The organism is Streptomyces sp. NPDC057543, from assembly GCF_042801895.1.
GTDB lineage: Bacteria > Actinomycetota > Actinomycetes > Streptomycetales > Streptomycetaceae > Streptomyces.
Genome location: NZ_JBHVFF010000175.1, coordinates 1 through 18084 on the forward strand (window position 1 = coordinate 1; position 18084 = coordinate 18084).

Below are 18084 nucleotides of genomic sequence, written 5' to 3' on the forward strand. Positions count from 1 at the left end.
CGTCTCCTTCCCGGAGACCGCCCCCGCTCCGTGTGCCCCGCGAGGCGTCAGTTCGCGGCTGCCACGTTCTCGACCCCGGTGGTGTCGAGCTCGGCGACGCTGATGGCCGCGTAGTTGTGGTATGGGTCGCGCCCGCTGAAGTAGGGCGTCAGCTGGGAGTCGAGCTCCTCCGGGGTGAAGGCCCCGTCGGCGGCGGTGAACTTCCGTTCCACGGTCGGGGCCGCCATCAGGGCCACCATGTCGCCGTAGACGACGAACACCTGCCCGTTGATCTCTTCCGCGGCGGGTGAGGCCAGATAGCTCACGAACGTCCCGACCCGCTCGGGGGCGAGGATGTCCAGCCCGTCGTCGGCATTCGCCCCCGCGCCGAAGACGCCCGCTGTCATACCGGTGCGGGCGCGCGGGCAGATCGCGTTGGCGCGCACGCCGTAACGGGACAGCCCTTGGGCGGTGGCCAGGGTCAGCGCGGTGATGCCGGCCTTGGCCGCGGAGTAGTTCGGCTGGCCCGGGGCCCCGAAGAGGAAGGCCTCGGAGGAGGTGTTGACCACCCGCCCGTAGACGGGGCCGCCGGTCGTCTTGGCGGCTGCCCGCCAGTGCGCCGCCGCCGCGCGCGAAACGGCGGCGTGCCCCTTGAGGTGGACGCGGATGACGTCGTCCCAGTCGGACTCGGTGAGGTTGAAGAGCATCTTGTCGCGCAGCACACCCGCGTTGTTGACGAGGATGTCCAGGCTGCCGAAGGTTTCCACCGCGGCCCGCACCAGACGGTCGCCCATGGACCATTCACCGACGTCGCCGGTCACCGCGACGGCCTCGCGGCCCAGGGCCTTGATCTCCGCGACGACCTCCTCGGCAGCCGGCCCCACGTCGTTCACCACCACGTCGGCGCCCCGGGCCGCGAGCGCCAGCGCCTCGCTCCGGCCCAGGCCGGCGCCCGCGCCGGTGACGACGGCGGTACGCCCCGCCAGGCTGTTCGTCGAGCTCATGCTGCCTCATTCCTCTCGTGCGACATGCATTCGGAGAGCCCGAAACTAGTATGAATTCTAGTTCTCTCGGACGGGGTGTCCCGCTGAGTGGTGCGGGCCCCGTCGCTACGCGAAGCGGACCGACACCGAGCCCAGCCCGGCGAACTCGGCCCGGAAGTCGTCCCCGGGCCGCACATCGACCGCCCGGGTGCAGGAGCCGGGCAGCACGATGTGGCCGGCCTCCAGCCGGACGCCGAATGACGCCACCTTGCGGGCCAGCCAGGCGACGGCCTCGGTCGGATCCCCGAGCACCGCACCGGTGTTGCCACGCGCGATCTCCTCGCCGCCCCGGTACAGCACGGCGCCGATGTCGGTGAGGTCCAGGTCGCGCGGGGCGACCCGGGCGGCCCCCAGGATCACCCCCGCGGAGGAGGCGTTGTCGGCGATGGTGTCCGCAAGACCGATCTTCCAGTCCTGGATCCGGCTGTCGATGAGTTCGATGCTCGCGACGACGTACTCCGTCGCGGCAAGGACGTCCTCGCCCGTGCACCCCTCACCGGGGAGGCTCTCGCCGAGTACGTAGCCGATCTCGACCTCGATCCGGGGGAAGCAGTAGCGGCCGGTGTCGACGGGGGTCTCCTGCGACAGCACCATGTCCGAGAGCAGATGGCCGTAGTCCGGCTCGTCGACCCCCATCATCTGCTGCATGACCTTCGAGGAGAGCCCCACCTTGTGGCCGCTCACGGTGACCCCGGTCACCAACTGCCTGCGGATGTTCGCCAGTTGGATCTCGTAGGCATCGACCACGTCGATGCCGGGGAACGTCTCGGTCAGCGGGGCCACGGGTACCCGGTCCCGCTGTGCCGCCCACAACAGGTCTGCGGCTTCGGCGCGCTGCGAGGGCTCAAGCATGGTGGTCCTCCTCCTGGATCGGGGGTCCGCCCGTCGGGCGGGTGGAACGGAAACGGATACGGCCACCGGAGATCGCCGTACGTTCGTGTGCCGATGTCTCGAACCGCAGGCCGGCGTCGCCGTCCTGCCATCCGTGGACGTCGAGCAGCTCGCCCGGGAACACCGGCGCGGCGAACCGGGCTTCGAGCTCCACCACGTCGGCTGGGTGGGCTCCCAGCCTCTGGGCCATGGGAAGGGTGACCGCGGCGAGCGTGCACAGACCGTGCAGGAACGGCCGGGGCATGCCCGCGGCCCGGGCGGCCTCGGGGTCGATGTGCATGTGGTGCCGGTCGCCGAGCAACCGGTAGAGCGCTGCCTGGTCGGGGTGCGTGGTCACGGCCAGCCGCTGGTCCGCGGGTTTCTCCGGCCGTTTCGGCGCGCCGGCCCCCCGGTCGCCGCCGAAGCCGCCGCAGCCGGGGGCGAACAGCGACCACGTCGCCACGAAGCGCTCGCTCGCCACCTCGACGTCGAAAACGGCGGCGGAACCCTTGTCCCACACCTCGGCGACCCGGGCCGTCATCGACACCTCGCCGCTCCTCGCCAGCGGCCCCAGCACCGTCAGCCGCTGGGCCCCGTGGACGGCGGTCCTGATGTCGAAGGCGCCCAGCGCGCCGAGGGCGTCGGGAGCCCACTGCGCCAGCGTCAGCGCGAACGTGGGCAACACCCGCAGCCGTTCCTCGAACACCAGGTCGAGGTCGCTCGCCCGTGCTCCCACCGCGAGCGCGTAGAGGATCGCGTCGCGTTCGGTGTAGGAGACGGTACGGGTGCCGAGATCGCGGCCGCGCCACGGGGAGGCGGTCATCGGTCGGCTCCCAGGACGAGTCCGCTGGTCGGCACCCCGGTCCCCGCGGTGACGAGGACGTTGCCGACGCCGTCGGGCTGATTCACCGAAGTGCCGCGGACCAGCCGGACGCCCTCCGCGATGCCGTTCATGCCGTGCAGATAGGCCTCGCCGAGCTGACCGCCGTGTGTGTTCACCGGCAGCCGGCCGCCGATCTCCAGGTTCCCCTCCGCGATGAATTCCTTGGCCTCGCCCGTCCCGCAGAAGCCGAGCTCCTCCAGTTGCGGCAGCACCAGCGGGGTGAAGTGGTCGTACAGGATCGCGGCGTCGATGTCGTCGGGCCCGAGACCGCTCTGCTCGTACAACTGCCGCCCGACCAGGCCCATCTCCGGGATCCCGGTGATCGTCGGCCGGTAGTAGCTGGTCATCATGTGCTGGTCGGCTCCCAGTCCCTGGGCCGCGGCGCGGATCACCGCGGGCGGGTGGGGCAGGTCGCGGGCCCGCTCCGCCGACACGACCACCAGGGCCTGGCCGCCGTCGGTCTCCTGACAGCAGTCGAGCAGGCGCAGCGGTTCGGCGATCCATCGCGAGTTCTGGTGGTCCTCCAGGGTGATGGGCCGCCCGTGGAACCAGGCGGCGGGATTGTTCGCGGCATGCTTGCGGTCCACGACGGCTACCCGGCCGAAGTCCTCGCTGGTGGCGCCGTATTCGTGCATGTACCGGCGGGCGAACATGGCGACCCACTGGGCGGGTGTGCTCAGTCCGAACGGGGTCATCCAGGCGTACGCGGCGCGGTCGGCCGTGGTGTCCATCGGCCGGTCGGCCTGCCCGAGTCCGTACCGTTCGCCGGAGCGCTCGTTGAAGGCGCGGTAGCAGACGACCACCTCCGCGGCGCCCGTGGCGACGGCCATGGCCGCCTGCTGCACGGTCCCGCAGCCGGCGCCGCCGCCGTAGCCGATGCGGGAGAAGAACGTCAGTTCCCCCATACCGGTGTTGCGGGCCAGGTGGATCTCGGAGTTGGTCTCGGCGGTGAAGGTGACCAGGCCGTCGACGTCGGATGGCTTCAGCCCGGCGTCGGCGAGGGCGGCGAGCACGGCCTCGCAGGCCAGTTGGAGCTCACTGCGCCCGGAGGACTTGGAGAATTCGGTGGCCCCGATGCCCACCACGGCGGCGGCACCGGTCACGGCGCTGACGGTCATCGGTTTCCCGCCCCCTTGGGCAGCTGCACGGCCACCGTGCCGGTGACATGGGTGCCCAGGCTGTTGGTGCCCCGCACGGCGATCTCCAGCCTGCGGTCCTCGTCGGTCCTGGCCGTGACCGTGCCGCTGAGCACCATCGTGTCGCCGGGGTAGTTGGGCGCGCCGAGCCTGATCCGGATCGCCTTGAGGACCACGGCCGGGCCGGCCCATCCCGTGATGTACCGGTCGACCAGCCCGTTGCTGGTCAGGATGTTCATGAAGATGTCCTTCGAGCCGCGCTGCCGCGCCAGCTCGGGGTCGTGGTGCACGTCCTGGTAGTCGCGGCTCGCGAGGGCGGTGGCGACGATGAGCGTGCGGGTCAGCGGGATCGACAGCTCGGGGAGGGTGTCGCCGACGGCCACCTCCTCGTACGTCCGCGTGACCGGCACCGTCCGCGTGGCCGGTGGTGTACTTCTGACCGGTGCCGTCATGAGGCCACCGCCTCGCGGGCCAGGAGTGCGCCGAGCCGGGAAAGATCGGCGCCCGCCCCGCCCAGGGTGGTCGAGATCTGTTTGCCCCACAGGAAGTGGCGGTGCACCGGATAGTCGGTGTCCACGCCGATGCCGCCGTGCACGTGCTGGACGCGGTGGACGACGTTCAGTCCGCCCTCGGTGGCCCACCACTTGGCGACCAGCGCCGCCCGGGCCGCGCCTTCGCCGTCGTCGAGCGCGGTCACCGCCTGCCACAACGTCACCCGCATCGCCTCGATGTCGATCCAGCAGTCGGCGAGCTGGTGCTGCACGGCCTGGAAGGTGGCCAGCGGACGGCCGAACTGCCGACGCTCGCTCAGATAGCCCGCGGCATGCCGCAGCGCGCCCTCGGCCACCCCTAGCTGTACGGCGGCCAGCGCGACGACGGCGCGTTCGACGGTCCACTCCACGGCTCCGGTGCCCGGGGCACCGACCACCTCGGCGACGGCACCGTCGAGCGTGAGCTGCCCGGCAAGGTCGTGGCTGGTGGTTTCGGCGTGCTCCCAGGTGACCCCCGCGGCGTCCGCCGCGACGAGGAAGAGACCGGTGCCTGCTTCGGTCGTGGCGGTGACCAGCACCTGGCCGGCGCCCGAGGGCGAGGGCACCACGGCCTTGGTCCCGCTGAGCCCCCAGTCGTCCCCGTCGGCCGTGGCGGTCGTCAGCGGTGCGAACGGATCGGCCGGGCCGAACTCCTCCAGCGCGAGCGTCGGCCGTGCCGTGCCGTCGGCCACGGCCGGCAGGAGCGCACCGCGCTGCCGCTCGGAGCCGTGCGCGTCGACCGCGAGGGCGGCGACGACGGTCGGCCAGATCGGGACAGGCGCCACGCACCGCCCCTGCTCCTCCAGCAGGACGCACAGCGCGGCCGTCCCGAGTCCGGCGCCGCCGGCCTCCTCGGGGAGGGCGGTACCGAGCAGCCCGGCACCGGCCAAATCGGCCCAGAGTTTGCCGTCGACACGTGTCCCGGACGTCTCGACCTCGCGCAGCCGCTCGGGGGTGGCCCGGTCGGTGAAGATCTCACGTGCCAGGTCCCGGACTGCTACGAGCTCTTCTCCCAGCGAGAAATCCACTAGTGGTCCTCCGTCGCGACAGGCCGGAACACCGGCAGTGACAGGTCGGGGTCGGCGTCCAGCCAGTCGAGGACGACGGGCATGTCGATGGCCACGTCCTCGGGCGCGATACCGGCCAGGTTGGTGATGAGCCGGGTGCCTTCCGCCAGTTCGACGACCGCGACGACCATCGGGAACGCGAAGGCCGGATGCCGCGGGTGGTGGTTCACCGTGAAGCTGTAGACGTGGCCGCGCCCCGATGCCTCGACGGTGTCCCAGTCCAGGGAGTTGCACCGCGGGCAACAGGGCCCCGGCGGGTGCCGCAGGGTCGCGCAGGCGGAACAGCGCTGGATCAGCAGGCGGTGCTCCTTCGCCGCCTCGAACCAGAAGGCGTTGTCCCGGTTGACGGCGGGCCGTGGACGCAGCGCCACCGGTTCCCGCTGCGGCGCCGAGGCCGGCTGCGGCGCCACGACCGTTTCCTGCGCCTGCTCCTGCTCCGCGGGACGGAACCGCAGAGTGCGCCAGCGCTGGGTGGCGACCGGCCGCCCGTCCTGGTCCCGGTAGGTCCTCACGGTGGTGACGAACCGTCCGACGCCGAGCCCGGTCCGCTTCTCCGGTGAGATCGACTCGACCACCTCCTGCACGCCGACGTGGTCCCCCGGCGCCAGTTCGCGCAGGAACTCCAGCTCGGAGTCGGTCGCCACCACAGAGGTGTAACCGCCCGCGTCCAGCAACTCGATCAGCTCGTCGAACCCGCTGGACGCACCCGGCGGGGCTGTCGTGGCGGCATAGCCCCGCATCGTCCACGCCTGGACCATCGACGCCGGGGCCACCACACCGGCGCGCCCCGTGGCACGGGCCGCCCCGTCGTCGACGTACACCGGGTTGTCGTCCCCCATCGCCTCCGCCCAGTGCCGGATCATCGGCCGGTTGACGGGGTCCCGGCCCGGCGCGAGCGGCTTCAGTTCGCGGCCGACGAAGGCCCGCAACTGCTCCTCGTACTCCTCGTTCACGCGCCGCGCCCCTTGCGGGGAAGGCCCAGGCCCTGGGTGGCGACCATGTCGCGGAGGATCTCGTTGACGCCGCCGCCGAAGGTGTTCACGATGCCCTGGCGCGAGAGCTGTTCCACCTGTCCGGCCAGTACCGCGCCCGGCGACTCGGGCCGGACGCGCCCCGCCGCTCCCAGGATCTGGGTCAGGCTCCGCTGTACCTCGATATGGGTCTCGGTGCCGTACGTCTTGGCCGCTCCGGCCTCGGCTCCGGTCAGGGTGCCCTGGGCGACCGCGCCGGTCATCTTCCAGTTCATCAGCCGCATCGCCTCCAGCCGGGCGTGGGTGCGTGCGAACTCATGGCGGACCCATGGCAGTTCGATGGTGCCGTTGGCCTTGGCCCACTCCAGCACCCGCTCCCACAACTGGATCATCCGGCCCCCCAGCGCCGCCAGGCCGATGCGCTCGTGGTTGAGCTGTGCCGTGATCAGCCGCCAGCCGCCGTTCACCTCGCCCACCGCCTCGGTCGCCGGCACCCGGACTCCGCTGTAATAGGTGGCGGTGACGACCATGCCGCCCACGGTCCGGATGGGGCTCCAGGAAAATCCCTCGGCGTCGGTCGGGACGACCAGGATCGAGATGCCCTGGTGCTTGGGAGCGTCGGGGTCGGTCCGGACGGCCAGCCAGATGTGGTCGGCGGTGTTGGCACCACTGGTGAAGATCTTGCTGCCGTCGACGACGAAGCCGTCGCCGTCACGAACGGCCCGCGTCGTCAGCGACGCCAGGTCGGTGCCTGCCTCGGGCTCCGTATAGCCGATCGCGAACACGGTGTCGCCGGAGAGGATGCCCGGAAGGAAGCGTTCCTTGTGCTCGTCGGACCCGTACGCCATGAGGGTGGGGCCGACCGTGTTCACGGTGACGAACGGGAACGGGAGACCGGCCCGCTGGACCTCGTCGAAGAACACGTACTGTTCCTCGATCGAGCGGCCCTGGCCCCCGTACTCCTTCGGCCAGCCGATGCCGAGCCAGCCGTCGGAGCCGAGCCGTTTGACCACCTCGCGGAAGCGGTCCCCGCCGACGCCCTCCTCGCCGACCCGGCGGCGCTCCTCCTCGGGCATCAGGCCCGAGAAGTACCTGCGCAGCTCCTTGCGCAGCTCGCGCTGTGCGGCACTCTCGCGCAGTTGCATGTGGTTCTCCTGTCGTTGTCGCCGACGGGCGTGGTCAGGGAAGGAAGCGCGCACGCCCGTTGGCGAGGAACTCGCCGCGCAGTGCCGTCTTGTCCTCGTCGGTCATGGGTACGTAGTCCGGCTCCCCGCGTCCGGCCCAGCGGTAGACCGGGTCCTCGGTGCGCCAGCCCTGGAGCTGCATCTCCTTCTTGCGCAGCTTGTTGGAGCCGGTGCTCGGGAGGGCGTGGGAGACCCGGACGAAGCGCGGTGCGCCCTTGGTGCCGAGGTCCTCCTGCCGGGACAGGAACTCCGGCAGGCGCAGATCCTCGAAGCATGTCCCCTCGGGGATCTCGACCGCGGCCATCACCTGGTCGCCGGAGCGGGGGTCGGGCACGCCGAAGACTCCGGCGGCGACGATGGCCGGGTGTCGGCGCAGGATTCGTTCGGTCAGCAGCGCCGAGGTGTTCTCCCCGTCGACGCGTATCCAGTCGCCCGACCGGCCCGCGAAGTAGAACCAGCCGGACTCGTCGACGTATCCGAGGTCACCGGTCCAGTACCACCCGTGGCGTACGCGTTCGGCGTTCGCGGCGTCGTTCTTGTAGTAGCCCTCGAACCTGGCGGCGCCCTCGGTGTCGATGATCTCCCCGATGGCCTCTTCCGGGTTCTGCACCCTGCCGTGCTCGTCGAGGACGGCGGGCGGGCACTGCTCGCGGGTCTCCGGGTGGACGATCCTGACGCTGTCGCGGGCGGGCACACCGAGCGCCCCCACCGGGCCGCCGGGTGCCTGTTTGAGCATGCCGCCGCCCTCGCTCGACCCGTAGCCCTCGATGAGCCGGCATCCGAAGCGGCGCAGGAACGCGGCCTGGTCCTCCGGGGAGGCTTCCGTGCCGAAGGCGTGGGTCAGCCGGTTGTCGCCGTCGTCGGCCTGCTCGGGTGTAGCCAGGACGTAGCCGATCGCCTTGCCGACGTAGGTGAAGAAGGTGGCTCCGAAGTGCTTGACGTCCGAGAGGAAGCCGGAGGCCGAGAACTTGGGGGTGAGTGCGATGGTGGCGCCGGCGGCCAGGGCGGGAGCCCACAGCATCATCAGCGCGTTCCCGTGGAACAGCGGCATGGGGCAGTAGCAAACGGCGTCGCGGCCGATGTCGTACTTGGCGCAGTTGGAGCGGGCGAGCGCGGTCAGCCGGCCCTGCGAGCAGATCGCCGCCTTGGAGGCGCCCGTCGTACCGGAGGTGAACAGCAGCAGCATCCGGGTGTCCGCGGTGACAGCCGGGTCCCGGACCGGGTCGGCGCCGTACGCGGCCGCCCGCTGCGCGTATCCCGGCTCGTCGACGACCAGGATCCGGTCACGGTCCACGCCGGGGTCCAGGCCGTCGAGCAGTGCGAGGCCCGCGCGGTCGGTGACGAGCAGCCCGCAGTCGGCGTGCCGCACCTCCTGTTCGAGCTGGGCGCCGCGGCGGGTGGGGTTGATGCCGACGACGGTCGCGCCGCTGAGGGCGGCGCCACCCAGCCAGAAAATGAACTCGGGCACGTTGTCCAGCAGTACGCCGATGTGGAACGGACCCTCGGTGCGCAGCGACCAGGCCCAGGACGCGCGCGCCGCGCTCTCCCGGACGACCTCGTCCCAGGTCCAGCTGCGCTCGCGGGTGCGCAGACCCACGTGGTCGTCCCCGGCCCGGGCGAGGAGCAGGTCGGCAATCGTCTCGTGTGGCAACGTCGGTCCCTCTCACCCGTTGACCGGGGTTTCCCGCTGTCTATGCGGGCGTCGACGCGTGCAGAGGTGCGCGCCGGGCCGCCCGCCGTGAATGGTGCTGCGCTGATGCCTCGATGGGCGTGGCACGACGGAGAGTTCACGCGGTCCTGAACCGTCGGCCGGTCCTCGTCCCGAGCCTCCGTCGGCGCACCGGTCAAGGTGCTGACCGCGACGTTAGCCGGGAGGATTTCCCCTGGTGCGGGCTGTCCCGCTGACCGGGAGGCTTGGACCGACCGACAGATGGGGGCTCGGAACGAGCGGTCCGTCAGTCGAAGTTGGCCTGCCCGCCGTCGAGCGGCACGGTCGCGCCGGTGAGGTAGCGGGCGTCCGGGCCGCAGAGCATCACCACGGCCCGTCCGATGTCCTGCTCGCAGTCGCCGACGTAGCCCAGGGGGATGGACTCGCAGAACGCGGCGGCCTCCTCCGGGTTGGCGGACTGCCATTTCTCGTAGGCGGGCGACGCGGCGTGCGGTGCCACCGCGTTGACGCGGATGTTGTCGGTCCCCCACTCGTCGGCGGCGCTGCGGGTCAGCGAGCGGACGGCCACCTTGGCGGCGGCGTACGCGCCGTAGTTGCGCAGGTCCCAGCGGACCATGGCGGAGGTGACCAGGTTGATGACGACTCCGCCGCCCCGTCGCTTCAGATGGGGGTGGGCGGCCTTCATGAAGGCGAAGGTCGCGAAGGGGCCGCTGTGAAAGCCCTTTTGGAACTGCGCGTCGCTCATCGACAGCAGTGGGCCGTAGGCACCCGTGTACGCGTTGTTGACCAGGATGTCGATGCCGCCGAACCGGTCGGCGACCGCGTCCACCACCGCGGGGACACGGTCGGTGTCGCTCACGTCGCAGACGAAGGGTTCGGCCCGGACGGCGCGGGCGCGCAGCAGTTCGCAGGTCGCTTCGAGCTTCTGCGGTGTCCGCCCGAGGACGGCGATCGACGCGCCCTCGGTGGCGAGCGCGAGGGCGATGCCCTGGCCCACTCCTTGTCCGGCCCCGGTGACTACCGCGACCTTGTCCTGAAGACTTCCCACCGGTCTGCCTCTCTTCGTGTGCGGGTGTGCTCCGGCTCTTCGTGTGCGGGTGTGCTCCGGCCCGGCGTTCAGCGCGGGCGGGCCAGGTGCTTGGCGATGAACAGTCCCTCCGCGCTCACGCAGTCCCGGCCGCCGGCCGAGATGGTCCCGACGGTGCGGATCTTCGCGCCGTCCACATGGACCTGGCGGCCGGTGACCGTCAGCGGTTCGAACAGTGGGGTGGGGCGGTGGTAGCGCAGGGTGAGTTCCGCCGTCATGCCGGAGGGGCCGCCCCAGTGGTTCGCGACGCCGAGGGTGTGGTCCAGGAGCAGCGCGGAGATGCCGCCGTGCACGTGTCCGGGCGGCCCCTGGTAGGGCAGGCCGAGGGTGACGGTGCCCTCGATGGAGCCGTCGTCGCGGCCGTACAGCTTCAGCGGGGGCGCGAGGGCGTTCTCGGGGCCGGTGGCCGGGTCGTGCCTGGTCACGCCCTCACCGTTCCACATGTCGACCAGGCGCTCCTCGCGGGCCGGAGCATGCTCCTCCAAGTGGTCCGCGACCCCGTGGAGTTGCTTGGCGACGCACGACATGTCGGCGTCCGAGCGGTCGCCGGCCAGCAGCAGCGCGGCGATCACCCGGCGGGCCGCGTTGACGGCCGCGTCCAGTCCGGTGTCGTGGGTGTCGGCCACCAGCGGCGGCCGTGCGGCGGCCTCGCCGTCGGTACGGGTGTCGGTTCCGGTGCTCATGAGGTGACCGTCGCCGTCGCGTGGGTGAGCACCGGGGCGTTTTCGCGTTCGGGGCAGGTGGAGTGCAGCACCAATCCCTCTCCTTCTCGCCACACCGAGGTGCGGATGGTCTCGCCCGGGAACAGTGAGCCCGCGAACCGTACGGAGAAGCCGTTCAGCCGTGTGACGTCACCGTCGAGCACTCCGTCGACGAGCGCTTTGCAGACGATTCCGTACGAGGCCAGCCCGTGCAGGATCGGCCGGTCGAAGCCCGCTGTACGGGCGAACTCGGGGTCGGCGTGGAGCGGGTTGAGGTCTCCGTTGAGCCGGTACAGCAACGCCTGCTGCGGAGTGGTGGGAGTTTCGAACACGATGTCGGCCGGGTGCTCCGGCGCCGTCCAGGATGCCTCCGGTCCGGGTTCTCCTCCGAAGCCGCCTTCCCCGCGGGCCCAGATCTGCATGGTGGTGGTCCACAGCGGCTCGCCCCGGGGGTCGGACGCGGCCGACTCCAGCACGATGACCGCTGCCTTTCCCTTGTCCCACACCTCGACGACCCGCGAGGTGACCGTGGCCGAGCCCGAGGCCGGCAGCGGTCGGTGGATCTCGAGTCCCTGGCCCGCGTGGAGGATCGAGCGGAGGTCGGTCTCGATGCCGGGCATGTTCACGGACGTCGTGGGCACCTCTCCGGCCGAGATGCCGGAGCCGGCCACCAGGGCGAAGGTGGGCAGCACCTGGAGGCCGCGCTCGAAGGTGAGGTGCAGTTCCGGGTCGGTGGCGGCGTCCGAACCGGCCCCGAGGCTGAGGTGGTACAGGAGCACGTCGCGAGTGCTCCAGCTGATCTCGCGCACGGACGGGTCCGCGCTCAGCGCCTTGTGGCGGTCGATGGGCATGGTGGTTCTTCCTTCACGAGGGGTTTCGGTCCGCCGGCGCGGCCGGTCCGGCCGGCCGCGCCGCGGTCGCGTCTTCAGGCACGCTTCGGGGTGGGCCCGGGGTCGCGGTCCAGGCCCAGCAGGCGTTCGCCGATGATGTTCAGCTGGACCTCCGTCGTACCGCCCGCGATCGACAGGCAGCGGGAGTTGAGGAACATCCAGGTGGCGTCGTGACGCCGGCCCTCGCCGGTCAGCGCGGCGCTGCCCTGCCAGTCCATGGCGGTCTCCCAGACCTGCTGCTGATGCTCGACACCGAGCAGTTTCGCGATACTGGCCTCCGCACCCGGCTGCTGTCCCGCGACCGAGCGCAGCGTGGTGCGCAGGCCGAGCAGACCGCCGGACTGCGCGTCGCAGAGGATGCCGCCGAGGGCGGTGAGCCGTTCGTCGTCCATCTCGTGGGGGGTGGCGGCGGCGATGTCGAGCAGCGCCTCGCCACCGGACCCCAGCGACGAGTCGTGGGAGAGGGCGACCCGCTCGTTGGCGAGCGTGGTGCGGGCGAGTTTCCAGCCGTCGCCCGGCTGTGCGACGAGCATGTCGTCGGGGACGAACACGTCGTCGAGGAAGATCTCGTTGAACTCCGACTCGCCGGTGATCTGCCGCAGCGGGCGGATGTCCAGGCCGGGGGCGGTCATGTCGAGCAGGAAGTACGACAGTCCCTTGTGCTGGGGTGCGGTGGCGTCGGTCCGGGCCAGCAGGATGCCCCAGTGGGCGTCGCGGGCCATGGAGGTCCACACCTTCTGCCCGGTGATCCGCCAGCCGCCGTCGGTCTTCTCCGCGCGGGTGCTCAGGGACGCGAGGTCGGAACCGGCTCCGGGCTCGCTGAAGAGCTGGCACCAGACGATGTCGCCGCGCAGGGTCGGCGCCAGGAACCTCTCCTGCTGGGCGGCGTTGCCGTGGGCGATGATGGTCGGAACGACCCAGCCGCCGATGATCATGTCGACGGGGGTCAGGCCCGCCGTGCGGATCTCCTCCGCGATGACCAGCTGGGGCACGGCGTCGGCGCCCTTGCCCCACGGTGCGGGCAGATGCGGCGCGGTGTAGCCGTGGTCGGCGAGATGGACGAGCCGTTCCCTGCCCTCCAGGGCGGCCGCGGAGCTCAGTTCGGCGCGGACGCCGGCGCGTATCTCCTCGGCCCCGGGCGGCAGTTCGACGCCGAGATGGCGGCGGACGCCGTCCAGGGTGAGCCGGGCCACCCGGCGGCGCCACCGGGCGGTCGGGCCGAGGGTGAGGCGCAGGGTCTGGACCCGGCGCAGCCAGAGGTGGGCGTCGTGCTCCCAGGTGAAGCCGATGCCGCCGAGGACCTGGATGGCGTCCTTCGTGGTGGTGAACGCCGCTTCCACGCTGGTCGCCCCGGCGACGGCGGCGGCGAGGGACGCCTCCGCCGGGTCCTGGACGGCACCCGGTTCGCCCGCGCGGGCGGCGTCCCAGGCGCAGGCACGGGCCTGTTCGGCGAGCGCGAGCATCCGTGCGCAGCGGTGTTTGACGCCCTGGAACTGGCCGATGGGGCGGCCGAACTGCTCGCGCACCCGGGCGTATTCGGCCGAGACGGCGACGGCCCGGTCGGCGATGCCGGAGGCCTCCGCCGCGAACAGGACCGCGGCCAGGTCGAGCGGGAGTTGCTGGTCGACCGCCAGTACGGCGCTGGCCGGGACCGCCGTGTTCCGCAGGCGCACCCGGGACGGTCGGCGGGCCGGGTCGTGGCCGGCCACGTCGGTGGTGTCCGCCGAGGCGCGCGGCAGCACGAACCACGTCGTGCGCTCGCCCTCGCGGGCGGGCAGCACGAACAGGTCGGCGAGGTGGCCGCCGATGACGAGTTCGGACTCGCCGGAGACCGTCGCGGCGCCGTCGTCGCCGCGGGAGAGTGTGAGGCTTCCGGCTCCCAGGCCCACGGCGCCGATCGTGGTGCCGTCGGCGAGCCCGGCCAGATGCGTCCGGTGGCCCGCCCGGTGCAGGACCGCGGCGGCGAGCGTCGTGGGCAGGAAGGGGCCCGGGGCCATGGCCCGGCCCAGTTCCTCGATGACGACGGCGAGTTCGAGGAGCCCGTATCCGGCACCGCCCGCCTCTTCGGGCAGGTGCAGGCCGAGCAGCCCCTGTTCGGCGAGGGTATGCCAGAACGGCGGGAGCATCTCCTGCTCGGCACTCACCGCCTTGCGGACGGCGTCCTGGGTGATGTGCCGGTTCGCGAACGTGCGTACGGTGTCGCGCAGGTCGCGGTGCTCTTCGGTCAGTCCGATGGTCATGGCGGTCCCTCAGATCCGTTCGATGATCGTCGCCGTCGAGTGCGCTCCGCCGGCGCACATGGTGACCAGCGCGGTGGACTTGCCGCTGCGCTCCAGTTCATGGAGGGCCTGGGTGATCAGCCGGGCGCCGGTCGAGCCCACCGCGTGGCCGAGGGCGATCGCGCCCCCGTTGACGTTCACTTTGTCCATGTCGGCGCGGTGGACCTGAGCCCACGACAGCACGACGGAGGCGAATGCCTCGTTGATCTCGACCAGGTCGATGTCGGCCAGTGTCATGCCGGCCTTGCGCAGCACGTGGTCGGTCGCCTCGATGGGCCCGTCGAGGTGGTAGTAGGGGTCGGAGCCGACCATCCCGGAGGCGACGATCCGGGCCCGCGGGCGCAGTCCCAGGCGGTCGGCGCGCTCGGCGCTTGTCAGGAGGACGGCGGCGGCGCCGTCGCTGATCTGGGAGGAGTTGCCGGCGGTGTGGATGCCGTCGGGCAGCACCGTCTTCAGCTGGGCGAGACCCTCGGTCGTGGTGTCCCGGAGGCCCTCGTCGCGGGTCACGGTGGCGTTCTTCCCGGTCGGGCCCTCGGGGCCGGGCACCGGTGCCTCGACCTCGATGATCTGCCGGTCGAAGCGGCCTTCCGCCCACGCCCGGGCGGCGTTGCGCTGGGAGGCGAGTGCGAGGGCGTCCGCGTCGGCCCGTGTGGTGCCGCGTTTCCGTGCGATCCGCTCGGCGGCGGTGAACTGGTCCGGCATGTCCAGCGCGAAGTCCTCCGGCACCGGCCTGCCGGTCCCGGGGGTGAGCGCCTGCCCGAGGAAGACCCGGCTCATCGACTCGACGCCGCAGCCGATCCCGGCGTCGATCGCACCGGAGGCGATCAGCCCGGCGATCAGGTGCACGGCCTGCTGGGACGAGCCGCAGGCGCAGTCGATGGTGGTGCAGGCGGTGGCGTGCGGCAGTCCGGTGTGCAGCCAGGCGCTGCGGGTGACGTTGTTGGACTGCTCGCCGGCCTGGGTGACGCAGCCTCCGATCACCTGGTCCACCGCGTCGGGGGCGATTCCTGCGCGTTCCAGGAGGCCCTGCTGGGTCAGCCCCAGCAGCTCGGCCGGGTGCAGCCCCGACAGCGCTCCGCGGCGTCGCCCGACCGGTGTGCGCGCGGCTTCGACGATGACGGCCTCGGGCATGGTTCTCCATAAGGTGTGAGGCGGCCCTTGGCAGGCCGGGTCGGTTGGCGGACGGCTCGGCGGACCGGCCTGATCCGGCCGGTCGCGGCGCCTGACGCGGCCTCGGGGAGGCTCACGGGGTTCAGCACCGCACCCAAAAACTAGAATTCGTTCTTGTGCGGTGCAATACCCAGTCCCACTGAATGGCTGTCCCACTGAATGGCTCCGCGCCGCCGGCCGACCGGAACGGGCGGCAGCTCAGATGTGCGAGCCTCCGTCGACCCTGATCTCCGCTCCCGTCAGGTAGCTCCCGTCCCGCGAGGCCGCGAAGGCGATGACACCGGCGATCTGCTCCGGGTCGGCAGCGCCCAGCAGCGACCGGATCCGCCCGTAGTAACTGGCGTCCAGTTCCGGCGGCAGGACGTGCGGCCCCACCAGCGGCGTGGCGACCGTGCCGGGTGAGACGGGCACGACGCGGATGCCCCGGTGCACCACTTCGGCGGCCAGGGACAAGGAGAACGCCAGCACCGCGCCCTTCGATGCCGAATAGGCGCTCATGTACGGGTTACCGTGCGCGGCCGACGACGAGGCGACGTTGGCGATGACGCCCGTCCGGTCAGGCAGGTGCCTCAGCGCCTCACGGCAGAACAGGGCCGTTCCGACGGCGTTGACGGAGAACAGCCGATGCATGTCGGCGACGGTCAGCCGGTCGATGGGCGTCGTCCGGTGGATGCCCGCCACATTGATCAGGACGTCGATGCCGCCGAGTTCTCCGGCAGCCGCACGTACGGCGTCCACGACGGCGCTCTCCTCGGCGACGTCGGCGACATGGGTCACGATCCGCCCGGGCCCGGAGGCCGCGTCGGCGGTCTCCCGCAGGCCGTCGCCCGAGAGGTCGACGGCGAACACGGCCGCCCCCTCGTCCACCAGGCGGATCGCCGTGGCCCGACCGATACCGGACCCCGCTCCGGTGAGCAGGACATCGACACCCTCGAAACGCTTCATCACGGCCCTTCTCTCGGACAACCGCAGGCAGGGCGGCGGACGTTACGCGGCTCCGGCGACCGGTGTCGGCGCCGTCCCGCTCACCGGAACCGCCCGTCGACGGGGGCCCGGCGGGTGCCGTTCCGGTCAGTGGGACTGCCCCGGTGGGCCGACAGCGCCCCGTCCTACCGTCCGAACACTGGAGACCCTGCGTCCTTGAGGGGATGGGAACAACGTGACCGCAGTCGAGTCAGAACACGACGGAGTCCGCGCCATCGAGGCAGCGGCCGCACCGGCCCGGTTTGCCCGTGGATGGCACTGCCTGGGGCTGTCGGAGAAGTTCAAGGATGGCAAGCCCCACTCGGTCCGGGCCTTCGGCCAGAAGCTCGTGGTGTTCCGCGGCGGCGACGGCGAGCTCAGTGTCCTCGACGCCTACTGCCGCCACATGGGGGGCGACCTCTCCCAGGGCATCGTCAAGGGCGACGAGGTGGCCTGCCCCTTCCACGACTGGCGCTGGGGCGGCGACGGCCGCTGCAAGCGGATCCCGTACGCCCGGCGCGTGCCGCTCCGGGCCCGCACGGCGGCCTGGCCGACCCTGGACCAGGACGGGATGCTCTTCGTCTGGAACGACCCCGAGGGAAACCCGCCGCCGGCGGACGTCACGATCCCCCGTATCGAGGGGGCGACGAGCGACTCGTGGACCGACTGGATCTGGTACGAGACCGTCGTGGACGCCAATTGCCGCGAAGTCGTCGACAACGTCGTGGACATGGCGCACTTCTTCTACGTGCACTACTCGTTCCCGACGTTCTTCAAGAACGTCTTCGAGGGTCACACCGCCACCCAGTTCATGCGCGGTACGGGCCGCCCGGACGCGCGCCCGCAGGCGCAGAACGGACAGCCGAAGACGACCGGCAGCACGTCGGTGGCGTCCTACCACGGCCCGTCGTTCATGATCGACGACCTCACCTACCACTACGACACGGGCGATGTGCAGTCGGTCCTGATCAACTGTCACTACCCGTTGAGCGCCGACCGCTTCGTCCTGCAGTACGGCATCATCGTCAAGCGCTCGGACAGCCTGGAGGGCACGGAAGCCGACAAGCTGGCCACGAACATGGCCGATTTCATCAAGCTGGGCTTCGAACAGGACATCGCGATCTGGAAGAACAAGGCCCGCATCGACAACCCCCTGCTGTGCGAGGAGGACGGCCCGGTCTACCAACTGCGCCGCTGGTACGAGCAGTTCTACGTCGATGCCGCCGACGTCAGGTCCGAGATGGTGGATCGCTTCGAGTTCGAGCTCGACACCACCCGTCCCGTCGAGGCCTGGCAGAAGGAGGTCGAGACCAACCTCGCCCGCAAGGCCGCGGCCGAGAGCCGGCCCGTCTGATGCCGCGCGAGGACAACCGGCTGACCGACGGCGCGCCCATGCGTCCGCTGTCCTGCCTGCGGTGCGGCAACCAGGTGCGGGTGCGCAAGAGCAGCTGGCAGCAGACGAGCGTGCAGTGGGACGCGAAGGCCATGCTGGACTGCCCGGAAAGGCAGGCCGGCGGATCCGGCGAGGGACCGAACGGCGGTGCGTTCGAAGGCTGCCGTTCGCTCGGTGACACGATCCGGGAGGCCGCGCTGAGCGGTGCGATCACCGTGCTCCAGGAGTGAGGGAGCGGGTCGCCCCGGTTCAACGGTGAAGGGGTGGCC

General features: G+C 71.3%; 17 protein-coding genes. 2 read left to right on the forward strand and 15 right to left on the reverse strand.

Annotated features, from left to right (window positions below):
• Positions 1-47 precede the first annotated feature (47 nt).
• From ACFU8Q_RS26125 to ACFU8Q_RS26195, 15 genes are all read right to left on the reverse strand, one after another.
• On the reverse strand, positions 48-983 hold the full coding sequence (locus tag ACFU8Q_RS26125) for a 3-oxoacyl-ACP reductase (RefSeq protein ID WP_384457994.1): 936 nt from the start codon (positions 981-983) through the stop codon (positions 48-50).
• 105 nt (positions 984-1088) lie between these two features.
• Entirely contained in the window at positions 1089-1874 is a 786-nt protein-coding gene (locus ACFU8Q_RS26130; RefSeq protein ID WP_384457996.1) for a 2-keto-4-pentenoate hydratase, read from the reverse strand.
• A complete protein-coding gene (locus tag ACFU8Q_RS26135; RefSeq protein ID WP_384457998.1) occupies positions 1867-2715 on the reverse strand; it encodes a MaoC/PaaZ C-terminal domain-containing protein in 849 nt (282 codons plus the stop codon). Before ACFU8Q_RS26135 ends, ACFU8Q_RS26130 begins: the two co-directional genes overlap by 8 nt.
• The gene (locus ACFU8Q_RS26140; RefSeq protein WP_384458000.1) at positions 2712-3893 is read right to left on the reverse strand and encodes a lipid-transfer protein; all 1182 of its coding nucleotides are present in this window, start codon (positions 3891-3893) and stop codon (positions 2712-2714) included. Before ACFU8Q_RS26140 ends, ACFU8Q_RS26135 begins: the two co-directional genes overlap by 4 nt.
• Positions 3890-4363, reverse strand: a complete 474-nt coding sequence (locus tag ACFU8Q_RS26145; RefSeq protein ID WP_384458002.1) for a MaoC family dehydratase — start codon at positions 4361-4363, stop codon at positions 3890-3892. Before ACFU8Q_RS26145 ends, ACFU8Q_RS26140 begins: the two co-directional genes overlap by 4 nt.
• Complete coding sequence (locus ACFU8Q_RS26150) at positions 4360-5469, reverse strand: acyl-CoA dehydrogenase family protein (RefSeq protein ID WP_384458004.1); 1110 nt, start codon at positions 5467-5469, stop codon at positions 4360-4362. Before ACFU8Q_RS26150 ends, ACFU8Q_RS26145 begins: the two co-directional genes overlap by 4 nt.
• A complete protein-coding gene (locus ACFU8Q_RS26155) occupies positions 5469-6461 on the reverse strand; it encodes a bifunctional MaoC family dehydratase N-terminal/OB-fold nucleic acid binding domain-containing protein (protein ID WP_384458006.1) in 993 nt (330 codons plus the stop codon). The genes ACFU8Q_RS26150 and ACFU8Q_RS26155 overlap by 1 nt, the downstream gene beginning before the upstream one ends.
• On the reverse strand, positions 6458-7624 hold the full coding sequence (locus ACFU8Q_RS26160) for an acyl-CoA dehydrogenase family protein (RefSeq protein WP_384458008.1): 1167 nt from the start codon (positions 7622-7624) through the stop codon (positions 6458-6460). Before ACFU8Q_RS26160 ends, ACFU8Q_RS26155 begins: the two co-directional genes overlap by 4 nt.
• Before the next feature lie 34 nt (positions 7625-7658).
• Positions 7659-9314 (reverse strand): AMP-binding protein, encoded by a 1656-nt coding sequence (locus tag ACFU8Q_RS26165; RefSeq protein WP_384458010.1) that lies wholly within the window; start codon positions 9312-9314, stop codon positions 7659-7661.
• Positions 9315-9618: 304 nt separating this feature from the next.
• A complete protein-coding gene (locus ACFU8Q_RS26170; protein WP_384458012.1) occupies positions 9619-10380 on the reverse strand; it encodes an SDR family NAD(P)-dependent oxidoreductase in 762 nt (253 codons plus the stop codon).
• A gap of 68 nt (positions 10381-10448) precedes the next feature.
• Complete coding sequence (locus ACFU8Q_RS26175) at positions 10449-11102, reverse strand: PaaI family thioesterase (RefSeq protein WP_384458014.1); 654 nt, start codon at positions 11100-11102, stop codon at positions 10449-10451.
• Positions 11099-11971 carry a MaoC/PaaZ C-terminal domain-containing protein gene (locus ACFU8Q_RS26180; protein WP_384458016.1) on the reverse strand — a complete coding sequence of 291 codons (873 nt, stop codon included), beginning with the start codon at positions 11969-11971 and terminating at the stop codon, positions 11099-11101. The genes ACFU8Q_RS26175 and ACFU8Q_RS26180 overlap by 4 nt, the downstream gene beginning before the upstream one ends.
• Positions 11972-12045: 74 nt before the next feature.
• Positions 12046-14250: an acyl-CoA dehydrogenase gene (locus ACFU8Q_RS26185; protein ID WP_384458018.1), complete on the reverse strand. Its 2205-nt coding sequence runs from the start codon at positions 14248-14250 to the stop codon at positions 12046-12048.
• A 9-nt stretch (positions 14251-14259) separates the two neighbouring features.
• A complete protein-coding gene (locus ACFU8Q_RS26190; protein WP_384458020.1) occupies positions 14260-15420 on the reverse strand; it encodes a steroid 3-ketoacyl-CoA thiolase in 1161 nt (386 codons plus the stop codon).
• A 237-nt stretch (positions 15421-15657) separates the two neighbouring features.
• Positions 15658-16404, reverse strand: coding sequence for an SDR family NAD(P)-dependent oxidoreductase (locus ACFU8Q_RS26195; protein WP_384458022.1), 747 nt, complete (start codon positions 16402-16404; stop codon positions 15658-15660).
• A gap of 214 nt (positions 16405-16618) precedes the next feature.
• Between ACFU8Q_RS26195 and ACFU8Q_RS26200 the strand changes: the two genes are divergently transcribed.
• The gene (locus ACFU8Q_RS26200) at positions 16619-17776 is read left to right on the forward strand and encodes a Rieske 2Fe-2S domain-containing protein (protein ID WP_384458024.1); all 1158 of its coding nucleotides are present in this window, start codon (positions 16619-16621) and stop codon (positions 17774-17776) included.
• Positions 17776-18045, forward strand: coding sequence for a ferredoxin (locus ACFU8Q_RS26205; protein WP_384458026.1), 270 nt, complete (start codon positions 17776-17778; stop codon positions 18043-18045). Before ACFU8Q_RS26200 ends, ACFU8Q_RS26205 begins: the two co-directional genes overlap by 1 nt.
• The last annotated feature ends 39 nt before the right edge of the window (positions 18046-18084 follow it).

Bases quoted from the DNA above. Each gene is read 5' to 3' on its own strand.
- ACFU8Q_RS26185 (WP_384458018.1), bottom strand. From the start codon at position 14,250: ATGACCATCGGACTGACCGAAGAGCACCGCGACCTGCGCGACACCGTA.
- ACFU8Q_RS26190 (WP_384458020.1), bottom strand. From the start codon at position 15,420: ATGCCCGAGGCCGTCATCGTCGAAGCCGCGCGCACACCGGTCGGGCGA.
- ACFU8Q_RS26135 (WP_384457998.1), bottom strand. From the start codon at position 2,715: ATGACCGCCTCCCCGTGGCGCGGCCGCGATCTCGGCACCCGTACCGTC.
- ACFU8Q_RS26125 (WP_384457994.1), bottom strand. From the start codon at position 983: ATGAGCTCGACGAACAGCCTGGCGGGGCGTACCGCCGTCGTCACCGGC.
- ACFU8Q_RS26205 (WP_384458026.1), top strand. From the start codon at position 17,776: ATGCCGCGCGAGGACAACCGGCTGACCGACGGCGCGCCCATGCGTCCG.
- ACFU8Q_RS26195 (WP_384458022.1), bottom strand. From the start codon at position 16,404: ATGAAGCGTTTCGAGGGTGTCGATGTCCTGCTCACCGGAGCGGGGTCC.
- ACFU8Q_RS26160 (WP_384458008.1), bottom strand. From the start codon at position 7,624: ATGCAACTGCGCGAGAGTGCCGCACAGCGCGAGCTGCGCAAGGAGCTG.
- ACFU8Q_RS26130 (WP_384457996.1), bottom strand. From the start codon at position 1,874: ATGCTTGAGCCCTCGCAGCGCGCCGAAGCCGCAGACCTGTTGTGGGCG.
- ACFU8Q_RS26145 (WP_384458002.1), bottom strand. From the start codon at position 4,363: ATGACGGCACCGGTCAGAAGTACACCACCGGCCACGCGGACGGTGCCG.
- ACFU8Q_RS26180 (WP_384458016.1), bottom strand. From the start codon at position 11,971: ATGCCCATCGACCGCCACAAGGCGCTGAGCGCGGACCCGTCCGTGCGC.
- ACFU8Q_RS26175 (WP_384458014.1), bottom strand. From the start codon at position 11,102: ATGAGCACCGGAACCGACACCCGTACCGACGGCGAGGCCGCCGCACGG.
- ACFU8Q_RS26140 (WP_384458000.1), bottom strand. From the start codon at position 3,893: ATGACCGTCAGCGCCGTGACCGGTGCCGCCGCCGTGGTGGGCATCGGG.